Source organism: Pseudoalteromonas sp. XMcav2-N (assembly GCF_024124545.1).
Classification (GTDB): Bacteria; Pseudomonadota; Gammaproteobacteria; order Enterobacterales; family Alteromonadaceae; genus Pseudoalteromonas.
The window spans coordinates 57,769-78,357 of record NZ_JAMXSF010000008.1; the positions used below are offsets into that span (position 1 = coordinate 57,769).

Here is a 20,589-nt window from a genome sequence, read left to right on the forward strand (position 1 = left end):
GGTGCCCGAGCCGTTCACTCAGGCGCCTGGCCGTTAACCTGATACCTGAAAGAGCAAATATGCACGACTCTATAATTGAGAATATCAGCACAAATGAGTCAATCAGACTTGCTTTCGTATATCCATCAGCGCCCCTCTTAGTACTTCAAGATGGCATTTGTAACTAAACTCCATCCAAACTCATTATTCCTCCATATTTTTGCGATATACTAAACACTGGGTAAGAATAGGGTAGGAAATACAATGCGCCATTTTACACGTGCGATGTTAGCCGGTGCGATGCTAACCATGCTGTCGGGTTGTGAACTCGGCAGTAATGACGATGCACAAAGCAATATTGCCATCACCAAAGTATCTACAGGTCCGCTTGAAACGCTGGAACCGAATACAACGGTGACGGTCTTCTACGAGGTTGATATCACCGGCTTTAAGGATATTGACGTCGACGTACACTTTTATCTGGTACACGCAGCTGAGCTGGATACCTCAGATGGCGAAGAAGCCGAAATTGAAGAAGTGCACAAAGTTGGCGCATTGGAGTTAACGCAGGTATCTGAGGGCAGCCACAACTTTCAAACCGACATTACCATTCCAGACACACTATTGGGTGGTCACTATCATCTGATAGCACAAATAGACCCTCATGATGACCATGTTGAAGACATCGAAGACGACAACCACCCATCGGTAGATCATGAGCCATTTGCGGATGGCGACTTTCCGTTTGCCGATGTACATGTACGCGTCTTAGAAAGTCACGACTACAAACTCGTCAGTGCTGCATTTGGTCAGGAGGCGCTGATCCTGGATGTGCCCAACACCAATGACGGTACCAGTGAGCATCATTCCGATCTGGTCGGCTATCTGAGCGCGGATTACGAAGGTTCGAACCTGGGTAGTACCGCTATCACAGCAGAAGTGTTGGTAAACGGCAACTGGCAACCAACCCATTTCTGGAATGCCGAAAATACCGCTTACGAGGCGCAGCTAACCCATAACTTTACTGCCGGCTTGCACGATGAGCACATTGGTTTTGACATTGCCCTGGATGACGCCCTGCTGAGCCAGATTTATCAGGGTTATGACGCCACTCAGGGGCAGTCTTTGCAAGTTCGCTTTACTTTAACAGATCTGGCGCAAAATGCAGAGACCATCACAGACAACAATGTGATCGAAACTGAGATCCCTTTGTACTTCTTTACCGCAGAAAACACAGACACAGAGCAAAGCCTGGCAAAACGTGATGCCCAGTATTCAGTGGGTCTGGCGAACATCAAATTAGAAAAAGAATTTGATAAATCTTACGGCGATAAATCAAAATTCAGTGTCGGCGTTGACTTAAGCGGCCAGCTGTTTATTGTACCGACCGGCGATCCGGGCGGGCGCATTGCCGGCGAAGGCGTGGTCGAAGCCTACTTCTTTAACGCGCAAAATACCTTGTTCAGTATTTCCTATGACGGCAGTGCCTATATCAGTGGGCAAAACACCGGCTATGCATCGGAAATGATCATCTTCAATAACGTTGCGTTTGAGGATGAGAAGTACACCACGAAATACGAAAAATCCTGGGAGAAATCCTGGGAAGAGGAAAAAGTGCTGGCCCAGGCTCGCTTTACCATAGGTCCGGTTCCTATGAGTGTTGAAGCTGGTGTCACTGGTAACCTGGGTTTTGAACTCACTGTAGGCTACAACGCAGAGCTCTATGCTGAAGGTGACTTGTTCCATGTCGATTTTGGCGCCTTCGGCCGTGGCGGTGTTAACCTGGGTCTGGTCTCAGCCGGTATCCAGGCGATTTTGACCTTAATCGACAACACTTTTGCCATGGAGTCTAATGCAGGCTTTGCTCTGGTCTCAACCGGTAACAAAGCGCCGCACATTTATTATGGTATTGAACTGAAGAACGACCTGGATGTGATCTCTGGTAAATTTGGTTTATACGCCGAAACCATTGGGGTCAAGTGGTGTAAGAAATGGGGTATTCCTTATCCTTGTGGTAAGAAAACTCACCGTTACGACCTGTGGCTATACCAAACGCCAAGCGTATATAACAAATCCTGGACTCTGTACTCCAAAGAGGACGAAATCGAACTATGACCTTGTGTCGATTGACTCTGCTTGCTGCGCCCTGGGTGGCGCTGACAAGCACTCAGGTAATGGCTGGCACACTCTGCCAGCCACAATACCGGTTTGATATCCAAACCCAGACTTCCTTTGATTATATTAAGCTGCAAAGTGCCCCGCAAACGTCGACGGTGCACTTGCAGGGCAAGCTGTCGCTTAAAGCGGCGCAAAAAGGCGAAGAGAAAAACTGGTGGGCCATCAAGGCCGATCAGGTTGCTGCCATTCAGGGTAAAACGCAGATCCCCCTGCCCAGTTATGAGCATGCCTTTGCCTTTAAATTAACGGACAAAGGGCTTATCAGCGACTTCTACTTTGCCGGTGAGCTCGACCAGCAGACCCAGGACAAGCTCAAAGGGCTAGCTTATTATCTGCAATATCAACGTGATATCAGTCAGGTAAGCAAAGAGCCCGACACTCTGGGGCAGTATCAACCAGCATATCAACAAACTGGTAAACAGTTAAAAATGGTCAAACAGCACTATAGCGACTTTGACCGTACTCAGCTTGCCACTTTTAACCGTATTGAGGTGCTCGACTCCGCCCACCTCATTACGCCCTCAGCTTGCTTTATTAAACACAGAGAAGGTCAGGAAGCCCTCGCTCTGACAGGCACAGATCTGCGCTTTGGTTCACAACAAAGCTATACGCTGACACTGGCCCCTCAGCCATTTAAGAGTACTTTATACGAGCTGGACAACGACCTGGCGGCTTGGCAGACAACTGAGGCAGAACTCAGTGACGCTGAGAAAGCACGGCTGGCGGCTGAGCTAAACCAGTTGATTACCACGCAAGATATTACTCAGATAGACGCCCATACCCTGTCTATTCTGCTGCAAAAATACAATGCTGTGATTGGCACTCTGGCGCCGCTCATACTCTCGGGGGAGTTAAACGATAAAGCTCAGATGCGCCTGTTCAATGCACTAGGACAACTCGACTCGGATACCAGCCAGCAATTACTTAGCCAGTTATTACTGGCTGAAAAGCAACCTTTAACTCAGTTTCGTGCGCTGCGCGCGCTGACTCAGGGCAATGCCCCCTTGTCACAGCAGGCTGCGGACATGCTATTGGGGATGCTGACCGATGGTTTTAGTACTCTTGACTCAGAAGTCGAATCCAGTTTCTACATGACATTGGGGATCTTGCTCAACAATCGTAGCGGATCTGACACAGCCACACAGTTAAGTCTGGCCATTACTGAACAGATCACGCTGGGTGAAAGTGAAGGCAAAACGGCCAGTCTGCTCACCGCATTGGGGAACAGTCGCGACCCGCAGCATGAGCCATTGCTCGCAGCTCACTTGTCTGACAACAGCGCCCGTATTGAGAAAGCTTCTATCCGTGCGCTGGGCATGATGAAAACCGACACGGCTTATCAAAACCTGGAACAGCACTTCTTCAAGTCGCCTGAGCGTAATAAAAAAGCGCTGCTCAGTGCCCTGGGGAATTATCAGATGAGTGCGAAAACCAGTGATACCGTGCTGAATATGGCGGTCAGTGATCAGGACGACGCCGTTCGCCTGGCCGCTATCAAAGCCTTAGCAACTCAAAAGCAAAAAGACGGTATAAAACCCATACTGCGTCAGGCACTGCAAAACGAGACCTCGCGGCGAAACTTTAAGGCCATCATAAAACTGCTACACAGCAAAGAAGAAAAGGCGCAATAGCGCCTTTTCTTCTTTTTGGAAAACGGTGTCTTATGGACAAACCAGATTATGATTTCTTGTGTTCTACAGAGTAAAGCTCGCAAACGGGGTCCGTAGAACCGCTCCATTGCTTATTATCATGACCTCCTAAAATCACCGGTGTTCTGGCATGATACGCCGCAAGCAGCATGCTATAAAGAGATTCAAACCCTACGCTGTCTCTGTTGACAAAATACCCAGACGAGCACTTTGCTCCATTCTTCTTGAGAGAGATGAAAACGTCACCTTTGCCAAATTGTGCGTAGGATATTAAGCGGTTGACTTCACTTTCAGAGGTAAATTCAACCTCTGAAAAACTATACGGGGAAAACGTAAACAACGCTGCAACTGCAAGCTTTGAAAGAACATTTAAATGACTCATTGAAAACACCTTTTAATATAGCCACATCTTGTAAATAAATAGAGGTTTGTTAATGAACGCAGAGCCTGACTAAATTGCTCCTATTCGGGCAGTCACGCTACACAGCAAACGCGCCATATTAACACAAAGAGTTAAACAATATTTTCCCGTTACACAAAAACGACCCGCTCGCAAAGAAACCTTCCAGGAGTACAGGCTTGGACGCTAAGTTTAGACCTTTAACCCAAGCGGTTACTTATGTATACTAAGGCCATTAATTATTCGTAACATGGCTCATTTCGACAAAGCAGCCTATTTTATACTTAACCCAATTTCAGGAATTAGTATTGTGAGCGATACCAAAGCGCAGACTCGTCGGGTGTTTGAACAAAACGCACGTTGCCCCATCCGTAATGTGGTGGCACAGATAGGTGACAAATGGTCAATTTTAATTCTGTTTGCGCTGGTCGATGGCCCCGATCGCTTCAACGCCCTGAAATCACGGATCAAGGGCATATCACAGCGGATGCTGACACAGACCTTGCGCGATATGGAACGCGATGGCTATGTTAAGCGCACGGTTTATGCTGAGGTTCCCGTTAAGGTCGAGTATGAGCTCACTGAGCTGGGTCGGGGGCTTGCCAAATCTGCCTGGCAACTGGTCTCCTGGGCCGACGATCACTTCGAGGAAATAAGCGCCGCCCGTACTCGGTATGACGAGGCCAATAAGCAGTAATTATTTTGCTTGTCGCTGCCTGAGCGCCGAGACCTGTTCAAAGCCAATCCCCCAGTTGTCAGTCGGGACTTCGTCAATGACCACAAACGTCGTCTGTGGATTTTTACCTAATACATCTACCATCAGCTGGGTGGCACCTTTGATCAGTGACTGCTTCTGCGCGTTGGTCACGCCCTCATCGGTGACTTGAATATGAATATAAGGCATCGTTACTCCTGATATGTGTGTGGTAAACTCGCGTACATTTTGTTAACTATCCGCCACTGCCCCTTTTCTTTCAGCAGGCCCAGAAAGTCGATATAGTGATGTTCAAACAGCGGGCATAACACCTTGACCATAGCCTGTTGCCCAAGCCAGTCTATCGCCAGTATCTGATAGGAAAATTCATCGCCTTTTTCTGCCGGTGACGTGCGGTCGCTGACCAGTGTTAGCCATTCATCCCGGGTGCGCCTCAAACCCGGCGCTTTGAGCCAGCAGTCGGGATGAAACAGATTTCGCAACGTCTCACTATCGCCCTCATGTAGCCCCGTAAAGTAACATTGCACCATGGCCCGGATCTCGCTCAGATCCCTTTTCATCTCAACGTGATCCATTATGCCCCCTGCGCCTGTTCAGCCTGTAAGGCCGCGACAAAACTAGGCATGCAAGTAACCGCTTCAATCATGCTTGCAGTGCGAGGGGGTATTATAATGTCGACAGCAAAGGCAGCTCCCCAACGCGAGTAAACAGCCAGCAAAATATCAGCGACACAAGCATGCTGGCCACCCAGAAATGGCTGAGATTGCAACTGAGATTCAACCTGCTCCCATAACTGATTGATCACCTTTGCGGCCGCCTCAAACAGCTGCTGACGCACAGCACCGCACTCAGCAGCCTGAGCCACAAAAAACAATTTGGAGTAGGCTGGGTGCATGGTGGCATTGGCAAACAGCAAGTGCTCCACAGCACGGCGACGAGCGGGCCCTTGCTCTGTGGGAAACAAACGGCTGGGGTGCTTGCTGGTAAGGTGCTGCATAATCGCAGCCCCTTCAACCAGCTTGTCGTCGCCATCTATCAATACCGGTACCTGTAGCCCGGGGTTCACGGCGGCAAAGTCACTGAGGCTGTCGGCACGGATAAGCGTCACATCCTGCCTAAGCTCACGCAATACGGAGTGTACGGCCAGTGAGCAGGCTTCTTGCTTATAGTATAGGGTGTACATAGTCATAGTCCTTCTTGTTGAGTAATTCAGATGAAATAAGCGTTCTTCACCTGCAGATATGTTCAACCCTGTTAGTCTATGACTTGTGCTTTGTTTGATATATAACTACAAAAGAAACCAAGTGTTCACACACAAGAAACAGTATATCCTTGATTTGATATGCTCCACTGCCCCTAAGGATAATTTAAATGAACAAGCTACGTGCCATTGAACTCTTTGTGAAATTGGCGGAGGTTGGCAGCTTTACCCGGGTTGCTGAGCAGTTCAACACATCAAAGTCGATGATCAGCAAAGAGATTAGCCGCCTTGAGGATCAACTTGGTGCGCGCTTGCTCCATCGCACTACCCGCCATCTCCAGCTGACCCAAGTCGGTGAAGGTTATTTACAACGTGCCAGAGACATCCTAAGTAAACTGGAAGAAGCGGACTCCTTTGTTCTGTCAACGCAACGGGCGCCCAAAGGCAAGCTAGAAATTAATTTACCTATGGTGCTGGGGATCACAGATTTGGGGAAAGTATTTGCAGACTTTATGCGAACCTACCCGGATGTAGAACTCGACATTCATCTTGGTGATGAGGATATAGACCTGGTTGAGCAAGGATTTGATCTTGGACTGCGCGCCACCAGCCGACCCATCGACAGTAATTACATTGGACGTGAAATAACCCAATTTGACTATCATATTTGCGCCAGCCCCGAATACCTGGCAACGAACCCAGCCATTGAGTACCCGCGGGATTTAACTCAGCATAACTGCTTTGAATACCGCTACTTTAAAGGAAAAAATATCTGGCCTTTGGATGAGGGGGTGAAGATTTCGGGCACACTCAAAGCGAACAACGTCCTTTTTATGCTGGAGTCCATTAAAGCTGGATTGGGTATTGGTATCTTACCTGAATTTGCCTGCCGGCAAGCAATTGCGAGCAAAGAGGTAATCAGTATTCTGCCAGACAGTAAGAAGCCACAACTCACCCTGTTGGCACTCTATCCTGCCCGCCATCACGTTCCGGCCAGCGTGTTGCAATGCATTCAGTTTTTACAGCGCTGGTTTACGCATCATTATCCGCATACTGACCAAATACTCCGATGACGTATGAACCGGATCAAAGCGCTATCTCAATCACCCGCAATTGCTGAGACTCGTCTCCCTGTGCCAGTACCTTTCCTTGTGGGTCTACAATCAGACTGTTGCCGATAAAGCGCACGCCCGTTTCGCAGACGTGATCCATACCAAGGCGATTGGCTGCTATCACATACACCCCGTAGTCCTTTGCAGCCTGAGTGATCACCTCAAGACTGTCCTCACCACAAAAATTCGATGGGTTAAGAATGATTTGAACCCCTTGTTCTTTCAGACTGCTCAGGCCATCTTCGAACCAAATGTCGTAGCACAATAAAACGGCAATTTTAACGCCTTTCACTTCATAGACCCTGAACGCCTTCCCTGCGTCAAAGCGCATTTTATCCGTTGGCGCAAGATGTACCTTACGATGCACACCGAGCACCCCCTCAGGGTCGACAAGCAAAGTACTGTTAAAAAGCGCATCGGCATCTCGTTCAGCCAGGCCCGCGGCAATACAAGCCGAATTTTCCCGGGCCAGGGCTTGCAATAGCTGCGAAGATTCACCCTGGTGCATATCCTCTGCCAGTTCACTTACCTGTTTACGGTCAAAGAATAAACTGCCGGTAGTGCACAACTCTGGCAACAACAGAAGATCAAACTCATCACTTGCGAGTGCTTGTTTAATGATAGCGCGATTTTGCGCAGGTTCCGCAAACGCCACATCAAACTGAAAAAAACCGACTTTCATTGTTATTCCTTATGGCTAGTTTTGGGCAAACTGACGAAAAGTCAGGTTAAAGCGCGGACCGGTTCCTTGGGGGCCACGCGCTATCGCATGCTGATACTTGCTCTGAAAACCTGGGCCCATCAAAAACAAAGAGCCGTTTTCCAGTTCAATTTCATAGTGTTCCTGATGATCTGTTTCATTGCGGATCAAAAAGGTTCGCTCAGCACCTATACTGAGCGATGCAATGACGTTGGTGGGTCCAAATGCTGACAAGTCGCAGTGAAAGTCCATAGACTGTTTACCATCGGGGTAATAGAGGCAAACACATACAGCAAACTCCAGCCCGGTCAGCTCGGCAATGCGCTGATGAATTTGTTCGATTAAAGGAAACCAGGGATGTTGTCTGCCATGATGACGCTCAAATTTCCCTGACTCAGCCAGTGACGGCGCCAGCAGGTTTATTTTCCATGGTAAAATAGGCATGTCGGTGCCATTCGGTAAGGTAATGATTTCAGGCTGTGATACATCAAAGTGCTCTGTCAGCAACTGAAACAACGCCTGGCTTTGTGCGTCACTCAGAAAGTCGGGGTCATAGCTGGATTCGCAGTGTAATGGTAGCTTCATACTTGATTCCTTTACGCGCTTAAGTGTTGCACTTTCACTTATCTTCTGACAGGTGTCAATAACAAGACATTACGTGTATTGTGATTGGCCTTTTCGCCTCACGCTAGGTAAAATGTCGGCCCTTGAAGTCGATGCCAGTTGCAGGTTATTTGTGTTAGTCAATTACGCTCCTCCCACCGATCCCTATCTTGATATTCTCTATCAGGACGAACACATGCTGGTGTTAAACAAACCCAGTGGCTTGCTGAGCGTGCCGGGTAAAGATCCAAAGCACTGGGACAGTGTGATCAGCCGGGTTAATCTGGTGTTTCCCAACGCAAAGATAGTCCATCGTCTGGATATGGCAACATCCGGTGTGCTGTGTCTGGCCATGCATAAAGCAGCGCATCGATTTCTGAGTATTCAATTTCAGGATCGTCTGACCGCCAAACGTTATATTGCCCGCGTGCATGGTCATCTGAAACAGGAACAGGGTTCTGTGGATCTACCACTGATCTGCGACTGGCCAAACCGTCCAAAGCAAATGGTCTGCCACGAGACCGGCAAACCTTCATTAACCCATTTTGAGGTGTTATCACACGAAGCCATGGCAACCCGCGTCAAGCTTACCCCGATCACCGGACGCTCCCACCAGTTGCGGGTGCATATGCTGTCACTCGGCCACCCCATCTTAGGAGATCGCCTCTACTCGCAAGGTGAAGCGCTGGCAGCAGCATCGCGGCTTCAGTTGCACGCAGAAATGCTGCAGATCAGTCACCCTGAATCTGAACAGAGGATGACCTTTATTGCACCTGTGCCGTTTTAAACAGATCCAGCGCGCTGGCGGTCATGGCACGTACGCCGGTTTTTATGGTCAGCGGATAGTCCGGTGCAAACTTGCTCGAGTGCAATGACGGCAGTGCTTCACCTGAAAACTGAGCCTGCTGGTATGCTTCGGGCTCAACCCCACCCAACCAGAAAATCGTTGCCGGGATATTTTCCGGAGTACGGCCATACAAGCCAAAATCTTCACCAGCCATCACAGGCTCTGCCTTGACAACGTGTTCATCACCAAGCTCAGTACGAATGCTCTTTTCAACCCGCACGGCGAGCTCAGGCGTGTTATAGGTTGAAGGAATGCTCTCTTCTTCATGAACATACACAATTGGGGCGAGTTCAGGCGGCAAGCCCGCACTTTGTGCAATCCCCCTGGTCATGCGCTCCAGTGCGGCAATTTGCTGCTCACGGACAGCGGGGTCATATGAGCGCAGTGTCAGCTGAAGTTTAACTTCGTTAGAAATGATATTGTGTTTTGAACCCCCATGAATGGAGCCTACCGTGATCACCGAAGGTTTTAACGGCGAAATTTCGCGGCTGGTAATGGTTTGCGCCGCAAGAACAATGCGTGAGGCCAGCACCACTGGGTCAACTGTGGTGTGAGGGTATGCACCATGCCCTCCCTTGCCTCTCACAGTGATGTCAACTGAGTCCACATTCGCCAATGCATAGCCCGGTGCAATGGCAACCTGACCTGCAGGTAACGACGCACTGACATGTAGCCCCAGAACATGATCGGGCTTAGCAAAGCGGCTAAACAAGCCTTCCTTAAGCATGGCTTTCGCACCAGCCCCGACTTCTTCTGCGGGTTGAGCGACCATCATCAGGGTACCCTGCCACTGATCACGATTATTCGCCAGCTGCTGAGCGGTACCAATAAAGCTGGTCATATGAATATCATGGCCACACCCATGCATGACACCGACTTCGTTGCTGTTGGCATCTTTAACCCGCACTTTAGATGCATAGGGTTTACCGGTTTGCTCAACAATTGGTAAGCCATCGGTATCGGCGCGGATCATCACTGTTGGCCCCTCACCGTTGCGCAGCAATCCAACCACGCCATGTCCGCCGACCTGCTCGGTCACGTCAAATCCCAGTTTTTGAAGTTCATGCGCCAGTCGCTTTGCGGTCTGCTCTTCCTGGTAGGAAAGTTCGGGGTTTTGATGCAAATGCAAATAGAGTGCCTCTAACTCAGGCAAAGCCCGGGATACTTGGGTATCCAGTTGATAGGCCAGCGCGCAATGACTTGCCAGCGCCAGCGATAGTGCAGATAGTAGTGTTTTCATCGTTATTATTCTTACCGTTTTTTTTGGATAACCAGCTTGCGAAGAAATTTTTCTAATTGCAACCTCTTTGCGGTATCAGGGCGATGATAAAAGGCGCAGCCGCACCGATTATTCCTTTCTTTCTGCATAACCTTTGCTAAGCTTAAAGTCTGAACAACCATCAAATTGCAGCCGTGAAAACGATTACTATCAATGACTTAAAACCTGGTATGTTTGTGGTCAGTGTCACCCGACAGGCAGGACACGTACGCGTTAAAAGTCAGGGCTGGGTGCGCACCGAAGGCGCCATCGGCTCTTTACAAAAAGCGGGCGTGCTCGAAGTAGAAATCGATCCGGACAAAACCCTGCAGGCCAAAACCAAAGTTCAGTCTGAACCGCAAAATGAGCAACATCAGGATAATGTCACGGTGCATGACCCCTGGCACATAAGCACCAGTGTTGAAGCCGAGCTGGACCATGCAAGTGCCTTATACGAGGAAGCCAAAGGACTGCAGGAAAAAGCCTTCGCTGACGTCAAAGCGGGTAAAGCCATTTCGGTTGAGGAGTTTAAACAAACGGCTTCGGGGTTTATTGACTCCATTTTTCGCAATCAGGACGCACTGGCCTGCATTGCCCGGATCCGTGAAAAAGACAGCTATTTACTCGAGCATTCACTGAATGTGTCTATTCTGATGAGCATTTTTGCTAAACACCTTGGCCTTGAACGTGACATTATCGAGCAACTCGCCACCGGCGCCTTGTTGCATGACATTGGCAAAATCAAGGTGCCAAACGAAATCCTTAATAAACCCGGTAAGCTCACCGACAACGAATATCAGCAAATGATGGCCCATGCCAAATACAGCTATGAAATTGTTGGCGAAAGCGGACTGGGCCAGATAGCCACAGAGATTGCGGGCTTTCACCATGAACGTCTGGATGGTAGTGGTTACCCCTTTGGTAAAAAAGGTGATGACCTGTCTCAGTATGTTCGCATGGCAGCCATCGTTGATGTTTACGATGCCCTGACAGCAGAACGCGTCTACAAGGTAGGGTTAACTCCAATCCGCGCCTTTCGTATTTTAAAAGAAGGCACACCGGCGCATTATGATGCCGATCTGTTGGCCCATTTTATTAACTGTATTGGCGTGTACCCGGTTGGCACTCTGGTCAAACTCAAAAGTGAGCGCATCGGCATAGTGGCCTCAAGTAACCCCAATGAGCCTCTTAAGCCAGTGGTGAAAGTGTTTTATCACGCCAAAAACATGCTTTATACCGAAGTAAAAGACATTGACCTGGCAGATAAGCGTGTGACCGATGAGCTGGAAGCGGCGATCAAACCGGAAGAGTTCAGCATTGATCTGATCCGCTTTTTCCGCCACACCATGATGCCCTGAATAATAGCAATGTGTAGTTGGTATAAGTATTACTGGTTATCAGGCCAGTCCTGCATCGCCTGCAGGGTAAACTCTATCCCATCAAAATCGAACATGGCTTGCTCTGGGGTGATTTCTACCAGCTGCAGGGCACCCATGTTATCGCCTTCATACAATTCACGGTTATTCAGTTTGATCCAACGCTTTTGAGCATCGGTGGCGTAAATATGAGCCTGGTAACGCAACCTTGGCAGGCTGTTTTGTAGCTGCTCTGGCAGTAACTCAACGGGCGTTGCTCTGGCCGACCCACGGGTGCTGGACAAGACTTCAGAGACAATACGATCCGACTTAGGTGCGGTTTCTTCCACAGCCTGTTCAAACGCTTTCTTTAATTCATCAGGCACGCCAGCAAGGGCCTCGGCTTCCTGGCGTTGTGCTTCTTGTCGGGCAGCATTGGCTCGAGATTGCTCCAGTGGCACACCCAGTACCCGATAGCCGCTTAGATCTTCCAGCGGCTGCTGATTCGGGAGCCCCTGACTTGTCGCATAAACAGGCTGGTTAGTGGGCCGGAAACCTTGCTGTGCCGCTGTATACTGATTGCCGACTGGTTGCTGAACAATCTGCCCATTGGCAGAGACCGGCACCAGTTGTTGCGAATAAACCGGTTGCCCCTGAGCATCAAAACCAACCTGGACTGACATCCACTGATAGTGGATCTGACGCTGCGCGTTATGCATGACAGGATTAATCGCCGGATTGACACCCTGACTTACTGGTTGACTGACAACCTGACCAGTCTGAGTAACAACCGGATTACCCATAGCAACCTGATTATGGGGCACCTGAACATTTGCCGGTACGCTCGCAACTTTTCCTGCGGTATTCACCGGGCTGTCTTGCTTTTCTGCCTGACTCGCCACTGTAACATCTGCCGCGTCACTGTGTTCAGCGTCTGTTTTCGCAACCACCGCGTCGGCCGGCACCTCCTGAAAGGCTTCACCAACAAAATAACCAGCGCCCAAAGCACACACGCTGATCAGTGCGCCACCCAGTGACAGACTTAAACGGCGATAAAAACGGACCTGCTGCTCATGACGTGATTGTTGATAATCCTGCTCGGAGTCGATTTGTTGAGATTGTTTTAATGCATTGATTAGGTACGACATATCACACCACTAAAAAATATACGAAAGACCGATGCCACAAATAAACATGGCAGCCACCCAGCCAGAGACCAGTACCGGCATGTTCACCCTGCGCTCTTTTGCCTGCGGAACCAGGTCCAGTGGCAAGGCTTCTTTGGCTGCCTGCACGGCAACGGCCTTAGTCACCACTTGTTGCTGTGCAGAGTAGGTACCAAGCAAACAGCGGTCAGCCAGCAAGTTAATCAGCCGCGGAATGCCAGCTGTCACTTGATGCATATACGCAATGGCCTGAGGTTCAAACAGGCTGGTCTGGCAACCAGCCTTATTGAGACGATGTTTCACATAGGCAAAAACCTGAGACTCTGTCAGCGGCAATAAATGATACCGAGCCGTAATACGCTGTGCTAACTGACGCAACTCATTGCGTTTGAGTAACTGCTGGAGTTCCGGCTGACCCACAAGCACTATCTGTAATAGTTTTTTATGGTCGGTCTCCAGATTAGTAAGTAATCGCAATTGCTCCAGCACGTCAGCAGCAAGGTGCTGCGCCTCATCAATGATCAACATAGTGTGGCCACCCTGCTGATGATTCTCCAGCAGGCGTGCTTTAATGACATCGGTCAGTGACTTGAGCGTCGCATTGTCTGCGTCATACTCTATGTTAAGTTCATCACAGATACTTGCAAGCAGCTCCATTTCCGACAACGCCGGGTTGAGGATAAATGCCACCTGCGTAGATTCAGGCAACTGTGCCAGCATACTGCGGGTCACTGTGGTTTTACCTGTTCCCACCTCTCCGGTCAGCAGCACAAAGCCACCGGCATCGCCCAGGCCATAAGTCAGATGAGCAAGCGCTTCCTTATGGCGTTCGCTTAGGAACAAAAACTCCGGGTTTGGTGCTATCGAAAACGGCTTTTCGGTCAGACCAAAATATCGTAAATACACGGCTCGTCTCTTTCTTGTTAGAATGGGGCCTATAATGGCAAAAAAACGGCACAAGTTAAAACCTTGTTTGCTTTTTCAATACGGAATTTACCATGAAAATTTACCTGGTCGGTGGCGCAGTGCGTGATCAACTCCTTGGACGCCCTGTTCTGGAGCGCGATTATGTGGTGGTGGGTGCCACCCCTGAACAAATGCAATCTCTTGGCTATCAGCAAGTTGGGAAAGACTTTCCGGTATTTTTACACCCCCAAAGTAAAGACGAACATGCCCTTGCCCGCACTGAGCGAAAACAGGGCCAGGGCTATACCGGGTTTATTTGTGATTTTGCCCCAAGTATCACGCTGGAAGAAGACCTGATGCGCCGTGATCTCACGATCAATGCCATTGCCCGGGATCAGGATGGTACATTAATAGACCCGTATCAGGGGCAACAAGACCTGGAAGCACGTATCCTGCGCCATGTCAGTGATGCCTTTGGTGAAGATCCTCTGCGCGTGCTGCGAGTGGCCCGCTTTGCTGCTCGCTATCATCATCTTGGTTTTACCATCGCACCAGAAACGCAGGCTTTAATGCACCGCATGGTTGATGAGGGTGAACTCGCTACCCTGACCAAAGAACGGGTCTGGCTGGAGATTGAAAAGTCACTCAAAGATGGTGCCATTGAGGTCTTTTCTGAGGTACTGAGCAGCCTGAATGCGCTCTCTTTGGTCATGCCATGGCAGGATACCTGGACAACTGACGACAGCCAGCGCCTTAAAACCTGCACCAGCAAACTCGATACGCAAGATGATGACTACCTGCTGACAAGCTTTGCACTGTGGCAGCATCGCGCGCAGCTCAATGGCTATAACCTCGAGCAGGACTTTAAAATCCCCAAGGCCTATGGCGAAGCGCTGCGTGACCTGCAAACGGCGTTACCTTTATTACACAGTGATGACTGGCAGACGCACACGATAATGCAGCTTTTCAGTGCGCTGGATGCCTGGCGACGACCACAACGCCTGACACTGATGTGCAAAGCCGCCAGGACCTTGAGCGATAAGCTGGCACGGCGCTGTGACATGCTGGCACAAGCCCACCAGCTTGGCGCAAAAGTGAATGCGCAAGATGTAATTGCACTCGGTTTTAAGGGCCCGCAAATCAAAACCGAAATGGACAAGCTCAAAACGCAAGCTATCAGTGCCTTGTTTGAGGGTTAGGACATTACAGCAATCAGCGAACTATCGCCTGCAACGATCCTGGCGGTATTGCGCTTGATTATGACAGCTATTGCTATGCAAACTGACAGAGCAAAGCAATAGCTTTACTACCTTTAACTATGTCAGTACCCGCCAAAGATTCGTGTTCAGTCTGACAGTACACGCCCATACCGCCAGGCACCCTCCCCCGAGCTGTTTGACATAAATCGTAACCTTATGAAAGTAATGCTTTTAATATAAAAATAAAAAATTCAGCCGAATATCAAGGAAACATCATGCGTTTTTCCGGCTGGCAAATACAGTGTCGTTATCCGCGGTGACAGACTTATTCACGCCGTGACCTTCAACAACTGAGGAACGACCATGACACAAAGTATTCTTATTTTGATTTTTGCACTGCTGCTGCCAGTGAAGCTGCAGGCCAGCAACGAGTCTGTGCCCTATGAAATACCCCGTACCCAGGTTGTTCAGCTGACTCAGGCTGGCACCGAACGGACGTATGAACTGGTTATCCAGCTACCCGAGAATTATTCAGCACAAAAGCAACACCCGGTGCTGTATTACACCGATATGACCTGGCACATTGAAATGCTGGCCTCTGCCGCCTACTTTTTGATGGAAGACGCGATCCTGGTCGGTATTTCCTGGCAAACCAATATGCCAGCGCCTTTGCTCAAAGAAGAAGGCGCACACGTCAGCCGTTTCCGTGATTACTCATTTGCGCCCTCTACCAAACCCGACAATCAGGCAAAATACCAATTTGGCGGAGCCAATGCCCATATCGATTTTATCCGCAATCAGGTCAAGCCTTATATTGAGCAACACTATCGTGTTAAGCCCGGTAACGACAGTTACTTTGGCTACTCCATGGGTGGACTATTTGGCGCCTATACTTTGCTGACTCAGCCCGATACCTTTGATAACTATCTGCTTGGCAGCCCGTCGGTGTGGCGCCTTGCGCAGCTTCTTGAAGCACGCAACCAGGGGGCACCGAAAACAAAAGCCAACGTCTATTTGTCGCACGGTACCCTGGAAAACAAGCTAAGCCCGCATATCAAAGCGCTATTTAACTTTCTGAAAAAACAAAACAACCCCCAACTGCATGTTGAGCTGGCCGAAATAGAAGGCACCCACCAAAGCGCCGCTCCCCTGACTGGCGTGTATGCAATCAAATGGTTATCGGAACGCACACCGCAAGGAGACACACTATGAAACCTGTAACCCTGACAACTATCGCATTAAGTACCTTGCTGTCCAGTACCTTGGTGCAGGCGAAGGGTGAATTCGGCACCCTGACAGGCCCGTTAATGGGCCAGAAACCACCAGGCATGACTGCTGAGCCCTTTGCCCCGGGTATTATTTCAAAAGCAGACTGGGAGCTGGAAGGCGTTTTTGCACCCGGCATGCAGGAGTTTTACTTTACCCTTGACCGGGGTGTCTATGAAGGGCCCAACAAAACCGGTTTTCGCCCGACTGTGATTGGGTTCAGACAACAGAACAATACCTGGGTTAAGTTTACCGAGTTTTTACGGATCGGCGAAGTGAGCTTTTCGCCCGATGGCAAGCGCATGCATATGGCCGAAGGCTACCGGGACCGCAAGGGCAACGACTGGACAGAGCGGCAAAGCCTGGGCCCGATGTTTGACCGCGAGGACTTTGGCATTATGCGCTTATCTGCATCCAGCAAAGGCACTTATGTCTTTGATGATTATAAAAATAAAGTAGTGCGTATCTCCAAGATCAAAGATGGCCAGCGACAAGCGCCAAAGGTCATGAGTAAGGTGGTGAACTCAGGGGCCATGACCGCCCACCCCTTTATCGCGCCCGATGAGAGCTATCTTATCTGGGACAGCGAACGCGAAGACGGCTTTGGCGATTCCGATCTGTATATCAGCTTTAAACAACAAGACGGCAGCTGGGGAAAAGCAATCAATATGGGTGAGTCCGTCAACTCAGATAAATGGGATGCCTACGCCACAGTGACACCCGATGGTAAATACCTGCTTTTTAACCGCGGCGTCAGTGACGACAACAAGAATGTTGATATCTACTGGGTCGATGCCAGCATCATAGATACCCTCAGAGCCCGGCAGTAACACAGCGACACTCTGCCTGCGGCTGACACTCAATTGGGTGTCAGCTTCAGGTAATCTACAAAAGTAAAACCCGGGAGGCAGTGAGTTGAGCGATTTGACACCAATTGATGAGCCCGCCTCCGATATTCCTCGCATAACGGCACTGTCGTTACCTTACCTCCACAACAGCCCCGGCAAAAAAGAATACAGGTCATCGACTGGCCAGACGACAAGCTCCTAGCAAAAACCAGATACCGGCTGCAATGCCCTGTAATGCCGACAGCAGAATTAACGAATAATCCCCAGGGACATACGCGATAGCGCCCCTCTGAAAACGCTTAACATCATATAGGCGCTCCAGTGCAGTGGCTTGGCGCGTGCCACCGGATTGGCCAGCAAACGCAGTGCATGGCCGTATAAACGATGCTTAATATTGCGTTTGGCCAGGTCGCAGATGTGGGTCGCCACATATTTATGGGCCATGGCCGTGTGTGCCACCTCACCGTTTTTGATGGCCGTCAGTAAACGCTCAGCAAACGGACACAGCTGCGACGGCGGCGCTTTATCACAGGCACTGCCCGGTGCGCCCAGAAAGTAAAAGCTCTCAATTGCAGGAGAATACGCAATACGCGATTTCAGGGCTGCCTGTACATAGAAACTTTGATCTTCTCCCATCCATTCACCCACCGGAAAACCGCCCAGCTGGTTAAATGCCGTTTTATCAACCACTAAGCTCGACATAGTAAAAGGTAGGTCACCGTTCGCCGCCACTTCAAAGTAGTTGTCCATCTCATATCCCTCTGGTGCCCAATTGGTCAGTGCGATTTTGGCATCGATATACTCACCATTGTCCAGCACCTTTTGATAGCGTGAAGCAAACAGGCCCGCCTGTGGAAAGGTCTGGATCAATTCCGCCATACGTGCCAAAAAGAAGGGGCTCCAGGTATCATCGGCATCAAGAAATGCCACATACTCATTGCTTGCAGCTTTAACGCCTTTATTGCGTGCAGCAGAGACGCCCTGATTGCTCTGACGTACCAGGCGCAGATTAGGCAGGCCCAGATCAATCACTTTTTGCGGACTGTCATCAGTAGAGCCATCGTCAACGACTATGATTTCAGCGGCCTGATGGTGTTGTGTATGAACACTTTGCAGCGCCCGGACAATACACTCGCTTTTATTGTACAGTGGAATAACGACTGTGAATTGAATGCTGTTCATAGTTTTCGCTCCAGTTAGAAAGTGACAAAGTGATGGCCTGACCCAGGCCCAGAGTTGGTGCATCGAAACCGCGCTCAAGGCCGCGATACATTACCCGGAACAGGGTGTCCGGACTGAATTCGTTGGCGTCAAAAGCGTACTGCTCAGGCAAGCCAATCTGTTCACACCACTGCGTGCATTTGGCGTGATATTGCAGGCTGATAAAAGGCGTTTGCGTCATATAGGCATAAATTTGTGCATGTAGCCGCATCCCCACCATGACCCTGAACATCGCCATACACTGTAAAATACTGGCCGGATTCGCCACATAGTGGATCCGCTTAACCCGCACATACTCAGGCAGGCGAGCCACTATTTTGTCGTGGATTGCTCTGTCACTGCCTTTTGTCTGGTCGTTCAGATCCACCAGATAAATGTCTTCGTTGGTAAAACTCCACACTGTGGTAATAAGGTCAACGGCTTTGGCAATCCGGCGCAGTTCATTGTGCTCGTTGACATTGCCAAACGCATCTATAGATTGCGGGCAAAAGTTAAAAGCAATTCCCTGACGCGCCACCGGGTTCAGTCTTCCTTTTAGGTGATGCAACAAAGAAGGTGCAAGGTCAAAGGTGTGCTTCAGGTTAGCGTGAGGTGCCAGTGACTTGGCAATCTCATAGCTTTGCTTGTCACGCAGGGTAACCAGCCCACATTCGTTTAAAAACTTCTTACACTGCTGTTCATCATCCAGGGTTTTGAATGACTCAATGCCCACACCCAGCGCCATGGCCTGTTTGCGACCACTCAGAGCCATCATGTGGCGCTTAAGGGCGATATCGCGGCTGCTGTGCAATACCGAGCCACCGCCAAAAATGACATGGTTTGCGTTATAGGCATGACGGTAATGCCACAGCCTCTGGTGACCGCGAAACAGCAATGGCTGTTGTCCACTGCACCCCAACTGATTGACCAAAGGATCGCTGTCTGGTGCGCTGATGGTGAGCTGTTCACTGCCCAGAAAATGCCGGGCGCCCATCGCCGCTGCCAGCATAAGCGCATCGTCACCGCTGTTACGCATGCCATAGTAGCCGACAATATAAGCTTTGTTTTTTGCTGTCATTGTGCTGCCTCGCTAAGTTAAGATACTAAGTGACTGCAGCTCTCATGCCAAAACTTAAGCGGTTGTTTTTAAAGAGGTTTGATCAATTTCCACGCTTATACAAATGCTAATTTGCAAAAGGCGACGCGTTGTCACACTGCAATTACCAAAATAGAAATGGACTTTTAAAAAAGAAAAACCACCGACTGAGCGGTGGTTTTATGGGAAGGTACAAATCGGGTTCAAGATAGTGCTCCTGCTGAGTTTAATAAGCGCCTTTGGCACCAATAACACACGGAATGGTCTTGAGCAAAATGCTCACATCATTCAGCGCGCTTTGCTCCATAATATATTGCTTGTCCAGCTGAACCTGTTGCGCAAATGTCGTATCAGCACGGCCCGTCACCTGCCACAAGCCAGTCAGACCTTGTTCACTGTTCAGGCGCCCTAATTCATGCTGCTGGTAAGCATTCACCTCTTTTTCCAGCGCCGGACGCGGACCGATTAACAACATGTCTCCGCGCACCACATTCATCAGCTGGGGTAACTCATCAATTGAGTACTTACGGATAAATGCGCCAATGCGGGTAATGCGTGGGTCATTACGATACTTAGCACAGACCCCTTCACGGTCGCTTTGAGCCGGATCAGGGTTACGGAAACGCGGATCTTCTGGCATATACATAGAGCGAAACTTATACATAGTGAAGCGACGACCCAGCTTACCCACCCGGACCTGCTTGTACACACAGGGACCCTGACTTTCCAGTTTGATTAACGCTATCAGAACCAGCAGAAACGGGCTGAGCAGCAGTAATCCGGTTATCGCAGCCAGGCGCTGTAAGCAGGCCGGAATACCATGGTGACGACCATCCAGTTTAACCTGCGCAGATGCAGGCGGGGTTACTGGAGTGAACTGAGTTGCTGTGGTTTTTTTGATGCTATACATG

The 20,589-nt window shown here is 49.7% G+C and carries 21 protein-coding genes; 9 read left to right on the forward strand and 12 right to left on the reverse strand.

From position 1 onward, the window contains the following. Window positions 1–243 precede the first annotated feature (243 nt). Together NH568_RS12110 and NH568_RS12115 are read left to right on the forward strand one after the other, a co-directional pair. Window positions 244–2,094, forward strand: coding sequence for a hypothetical protein (locus tag NH568_RS12110; protein ID WP_253047724.1), 1,851 nt, complete (start codon window positions 244–246; stop codon window positions 2,092–2,094). Beyond that, window positions 2,091–3,788 carry a HEAT repeat domain-containing protein gene (locus tag NH568_RS12115; RefSeq protein WP_253047726.1) on the forward strand — a complete coding sequence of 566 codons (1,698 nt, stop codon included), beginning with the start codon at window positions 2,091–2,093 and terminating at the stop codon, window positions 3,786–3,788. The genes NH568_RS12110 and NH568_RS12115 overlap by 4 nt, the downstream gene beginning before the upstream one ends. A 46-nt stretch (window positions 3,789–3,834) precedes the next feature. Here NH568_RS12115 and NH568_RS12120 read toward each other — a convergent pair whose 3' ends face one another. Further along, entirely contained in the window at window positions 3,835–4,188 is a 354-nt protein-coding gene (locus tag NH568_RS12120) for a hypothetical protein (protein ID WP_253047728.1), read from the reverse strand. Window positions 4,189–4,516: 328 nt separating this feature from the next. On the opposite strand from NH568_RS12120, the gene NH568_RS12125 reads away from it, so the two are divergent. Continuing rightward, a complete protein-coding gene (locus tag NH568_RS12125; RefSeq protein WP_253047730.1) occupies window positions 4,517–4,903 on the forward strand; it encodes a helix-turn-helix domain-containing protein in 387 nt (128 codons plus the stop codon). Here the strand turns inward: NH568_RS12125 and NH568_RS12130 are convergent, their stop codons facing one another. Genes NH568_RS12130 through NH568_RS12140 form a run of 3 tightly spaced genes read right to left on the reverse strand, consistent with a single transcriptional unit; the run spans window position 4,904 to window position 6,104 of the window. After that, the gene (locus tag NH568_RS12130) at window positions 4,904–5,110 is read right to left on the reverse strand and encodes a 4-oxalocrotonate tautomerase family protein (RefSeq protein WP_253047731.1); all 207 of its coding nucleotides are present in this window, start codon (window positions 5,108–5,110) and stop codon (window positions 4,904–4,906) included. A gap of 2 nt (window positions 5,111–5,112) precedes the next feature. Further along, complete coding sequence (locus NH568_RS12135) at window positions 5,113–5,496, reverse strand: nuclear transport factor 2 family protein (protein ID WP_253047733.1); 384 nt, start codon at window positions 5,494–5,496, stop codon at window positions 5,113–5,115. Continuing rightward, complete coding sequence (locus NH568_RS12140) at window positions 5,496–6,104, reverse strand: glutathione S-transferase N-terminal domain-containing protein (RefSeq protein ID WP_253047735.1); 609 nt, start codon at window positions 6,102–6,104, stop codon at window positions 5,496–5,498. Before NH568_RS12140 ends, NH568_RS12135 begins: the two co-directional genes overlap by 1 nt. Window positions 6,105–6,292: 188 nt before the next feature. On the opposite strand from NH568_RS12140, the gene NH568_RS12145 reads away from it, so the two are divergent. Further along, entirely contained in the window at window positions 6,293–7,195 is a 903-nt protein-coding gene (locus NH568_RS12145) for a LysR family transcriptional regulator (protein ID WP_253047737.1), read from the forward strand. 13 nt (window positions 7,196–7,208) lie between these two features. Here NH568_RS12145 and NH568_RS12150 read toward each other — a convergent pair whose 3' ends face one another. After that, window positions 7,209–7,916: a nitrilase-related carbon-nitrogen hydrolase gene (locus NH568_RS12150; RefSeq protein WP_253047739.1), complete on the reverse strand. Its 708-nt coding sequence runs from the start codon at window positions 7,914–7,916 to the stop codon at window positions 7,209–7,211. A 15-nt stretch (window positions 7,917–7,931) separates the two neighbouring features. Further along, window positions 7,932–8,519: an alpha-ketoglutarate-dependent dioxygenase AlkB gene (locus NH568_RS12155; protein ID WP_253047741.1), complete on the reverse strand. Its 588-nt coding sequence runs from the start codon at window positions 8,517–8,519 to the stop codon at window positions 7,932–7,934. A gap of 151 nt (window positions 8,520–8,670) precedes the next feature. Here NH568_RS12155 and rluA point away from each other — a divergent pair, with 151 nt between their 5' ends. Continuing rightward, complete coding sequence (gene rluA, locus NH568_RS12160) at window positions 8,671–9,324, forward strand: bifunctional tRNA pseudouridine(32) synthase/23S rRNA pseudouridine(746) synthase RluA (RefSeq protein ID WP_253047996.1); 654 nt, start codon at window positions 8,671–8,673, stop codon at window positions 9,322–9,324. On the opposite strand, the gene NH568_RS12165 is transcribed toward rluA, so the two are convergent. After that, window positions 9,302–10,624, reverse strand: coding sequence for an amidohydrolase (locus tag NH568_RS12165; protein WP_253047743.1), 1,323 nt, complete (start codon window positions 10,622–10,624; stop codon window positions 9,302–9,304). The genes rluA and NH568_RS12165 overlap by 23 nt on opposite strands. Before the next feature lie 173 nt (window positions 10,625–10,797). Between NH568_RS12165 and NH568_RS12170 the strand changes: the two genes are divergently transcribed. Continuing rightward, a complete protein-coding gene (locus tag NH568_RS12170; protein WP_253047745.1) occupies window positions 10,798–12,000 on the forward strand; it encodes an HD-GYP domain-containing protein in 1,203 nt (400 codons plus the stop codon). A 29-nt stretch (window positions 12,001–12,029) separates the two neighbouring features. On the opposite strand, the gene NH568_RS12175 is transcribed toward NH568_RS12170, so the two are convergent. Continuing rightward, entirely contained in the window at window positions 12,030–13,145 is a 1,116-nt protein-coding gene (locus NH568_RS12175) for a general secretion pathway protein GspB (protein WP_253047747.1), read from the reverse strand. Between the two features lie 9 nt (window positions 13,146–13,154). Then, complete coding sequence (locus NH568_RS12180) at window positions 13,155–14,069, reverse strand: AAA family ATPase (RefSeq protein ID WP_253047749.1); 915 nt, start codon at window positions 14,067–14,069, stop codon at window positions 13,155–13,157. Window positions 14,070–14,161: 92 nt separating this feature from the next. Here NH568_RS12180 and NH568_RS12185 point away from each other — a divergent pair, with 92 nt between their 5' ends. The 3 genes from NH568_RS12185 (at window position 14,162) to NH568_RS12195 (ending at window position 17,364) form a co-directional block, all read left to right on the forward strand. Continuing rightward, entirely contained in the window at window positions 14,162–15,268 is a 1,107-nt protein-coding gene (locus NH568_RS12185; protein ID WP_253047751.1) for a tRNA nucleotidyltransferase, read from the forward strand. A gap of 363 nt (window positions 15,269–15,631) precedes the next feature. Further along, a complete protein-coding gene (locus tag NH568_RS12190; RefSeq protein WP_253047753.1) occupies window positions 15,632–16,480 on the forward strand; it encodes an alpha/beta hydrolase-fold protein in 849 nt (282 codons plus the stop codon). Then, window positions 16,477–17,364, forward strand: a complete 888-nt coding sequence (locus NH568_RS12195; RefSeq protein ID WP_253047755.1) for a hypothetical protein — start codon at window positions 16,477–16,479, stop codon at window positions 17,362–17,364. Before NH568_RS12190 ends, NH568_RS12195 begins: the two co-directional genes overlap by 4 nt. A gap of 267 nt (window positions 17,365–17,631) precedes the next feature. Here NH568_RS12195 and NH568_RS12200 read toward each other — a convergent pair whose 3' ends face one another. The 3 genes from NH568_RS12200 to NH568_RS12210 form a co-directional block, all read right to left on the reverse strand. Then, window positions 17,632–18,564 carry a glycosyltransferase family 2 protein gene (locus NH568_RS12200; protein ID WP_253047757.1) on the reverse strand — a complete coding sequence of 311 codons (933 nt, stop codon included), beginning with the start codon at window positions 18,562–18,564 and terminating at the stop codon, window positions 17,632–17,634. Then, entirely contained in the window at window positions 18,521–19,660 is a 1,140-nt protein-coding gene (locus tag NH568_RS12205) for a polysaccharide pyruvyl transferase family protein (protein WP_253047759.1), read from the reverse strand. Before NH568_RS12205 ends, NH568_RS12200 begins: the two co-directional genes overlap by 44 nt. Before the next feature lie 244 nt (window positions 19,661–19,904). After that, on the reverse strand, window positions 19,905–20,588 hold the full coding sequence (locus tag NH568_RS12210) for a sugar transferase (RefSeq protein WP_253047761.1): 684 nt from the start codon (window positions 20,586–20,588) through the stop codon (window positions 19,905–19,907). Window position 20,589 lies beyond the last annotated feature (1 nt).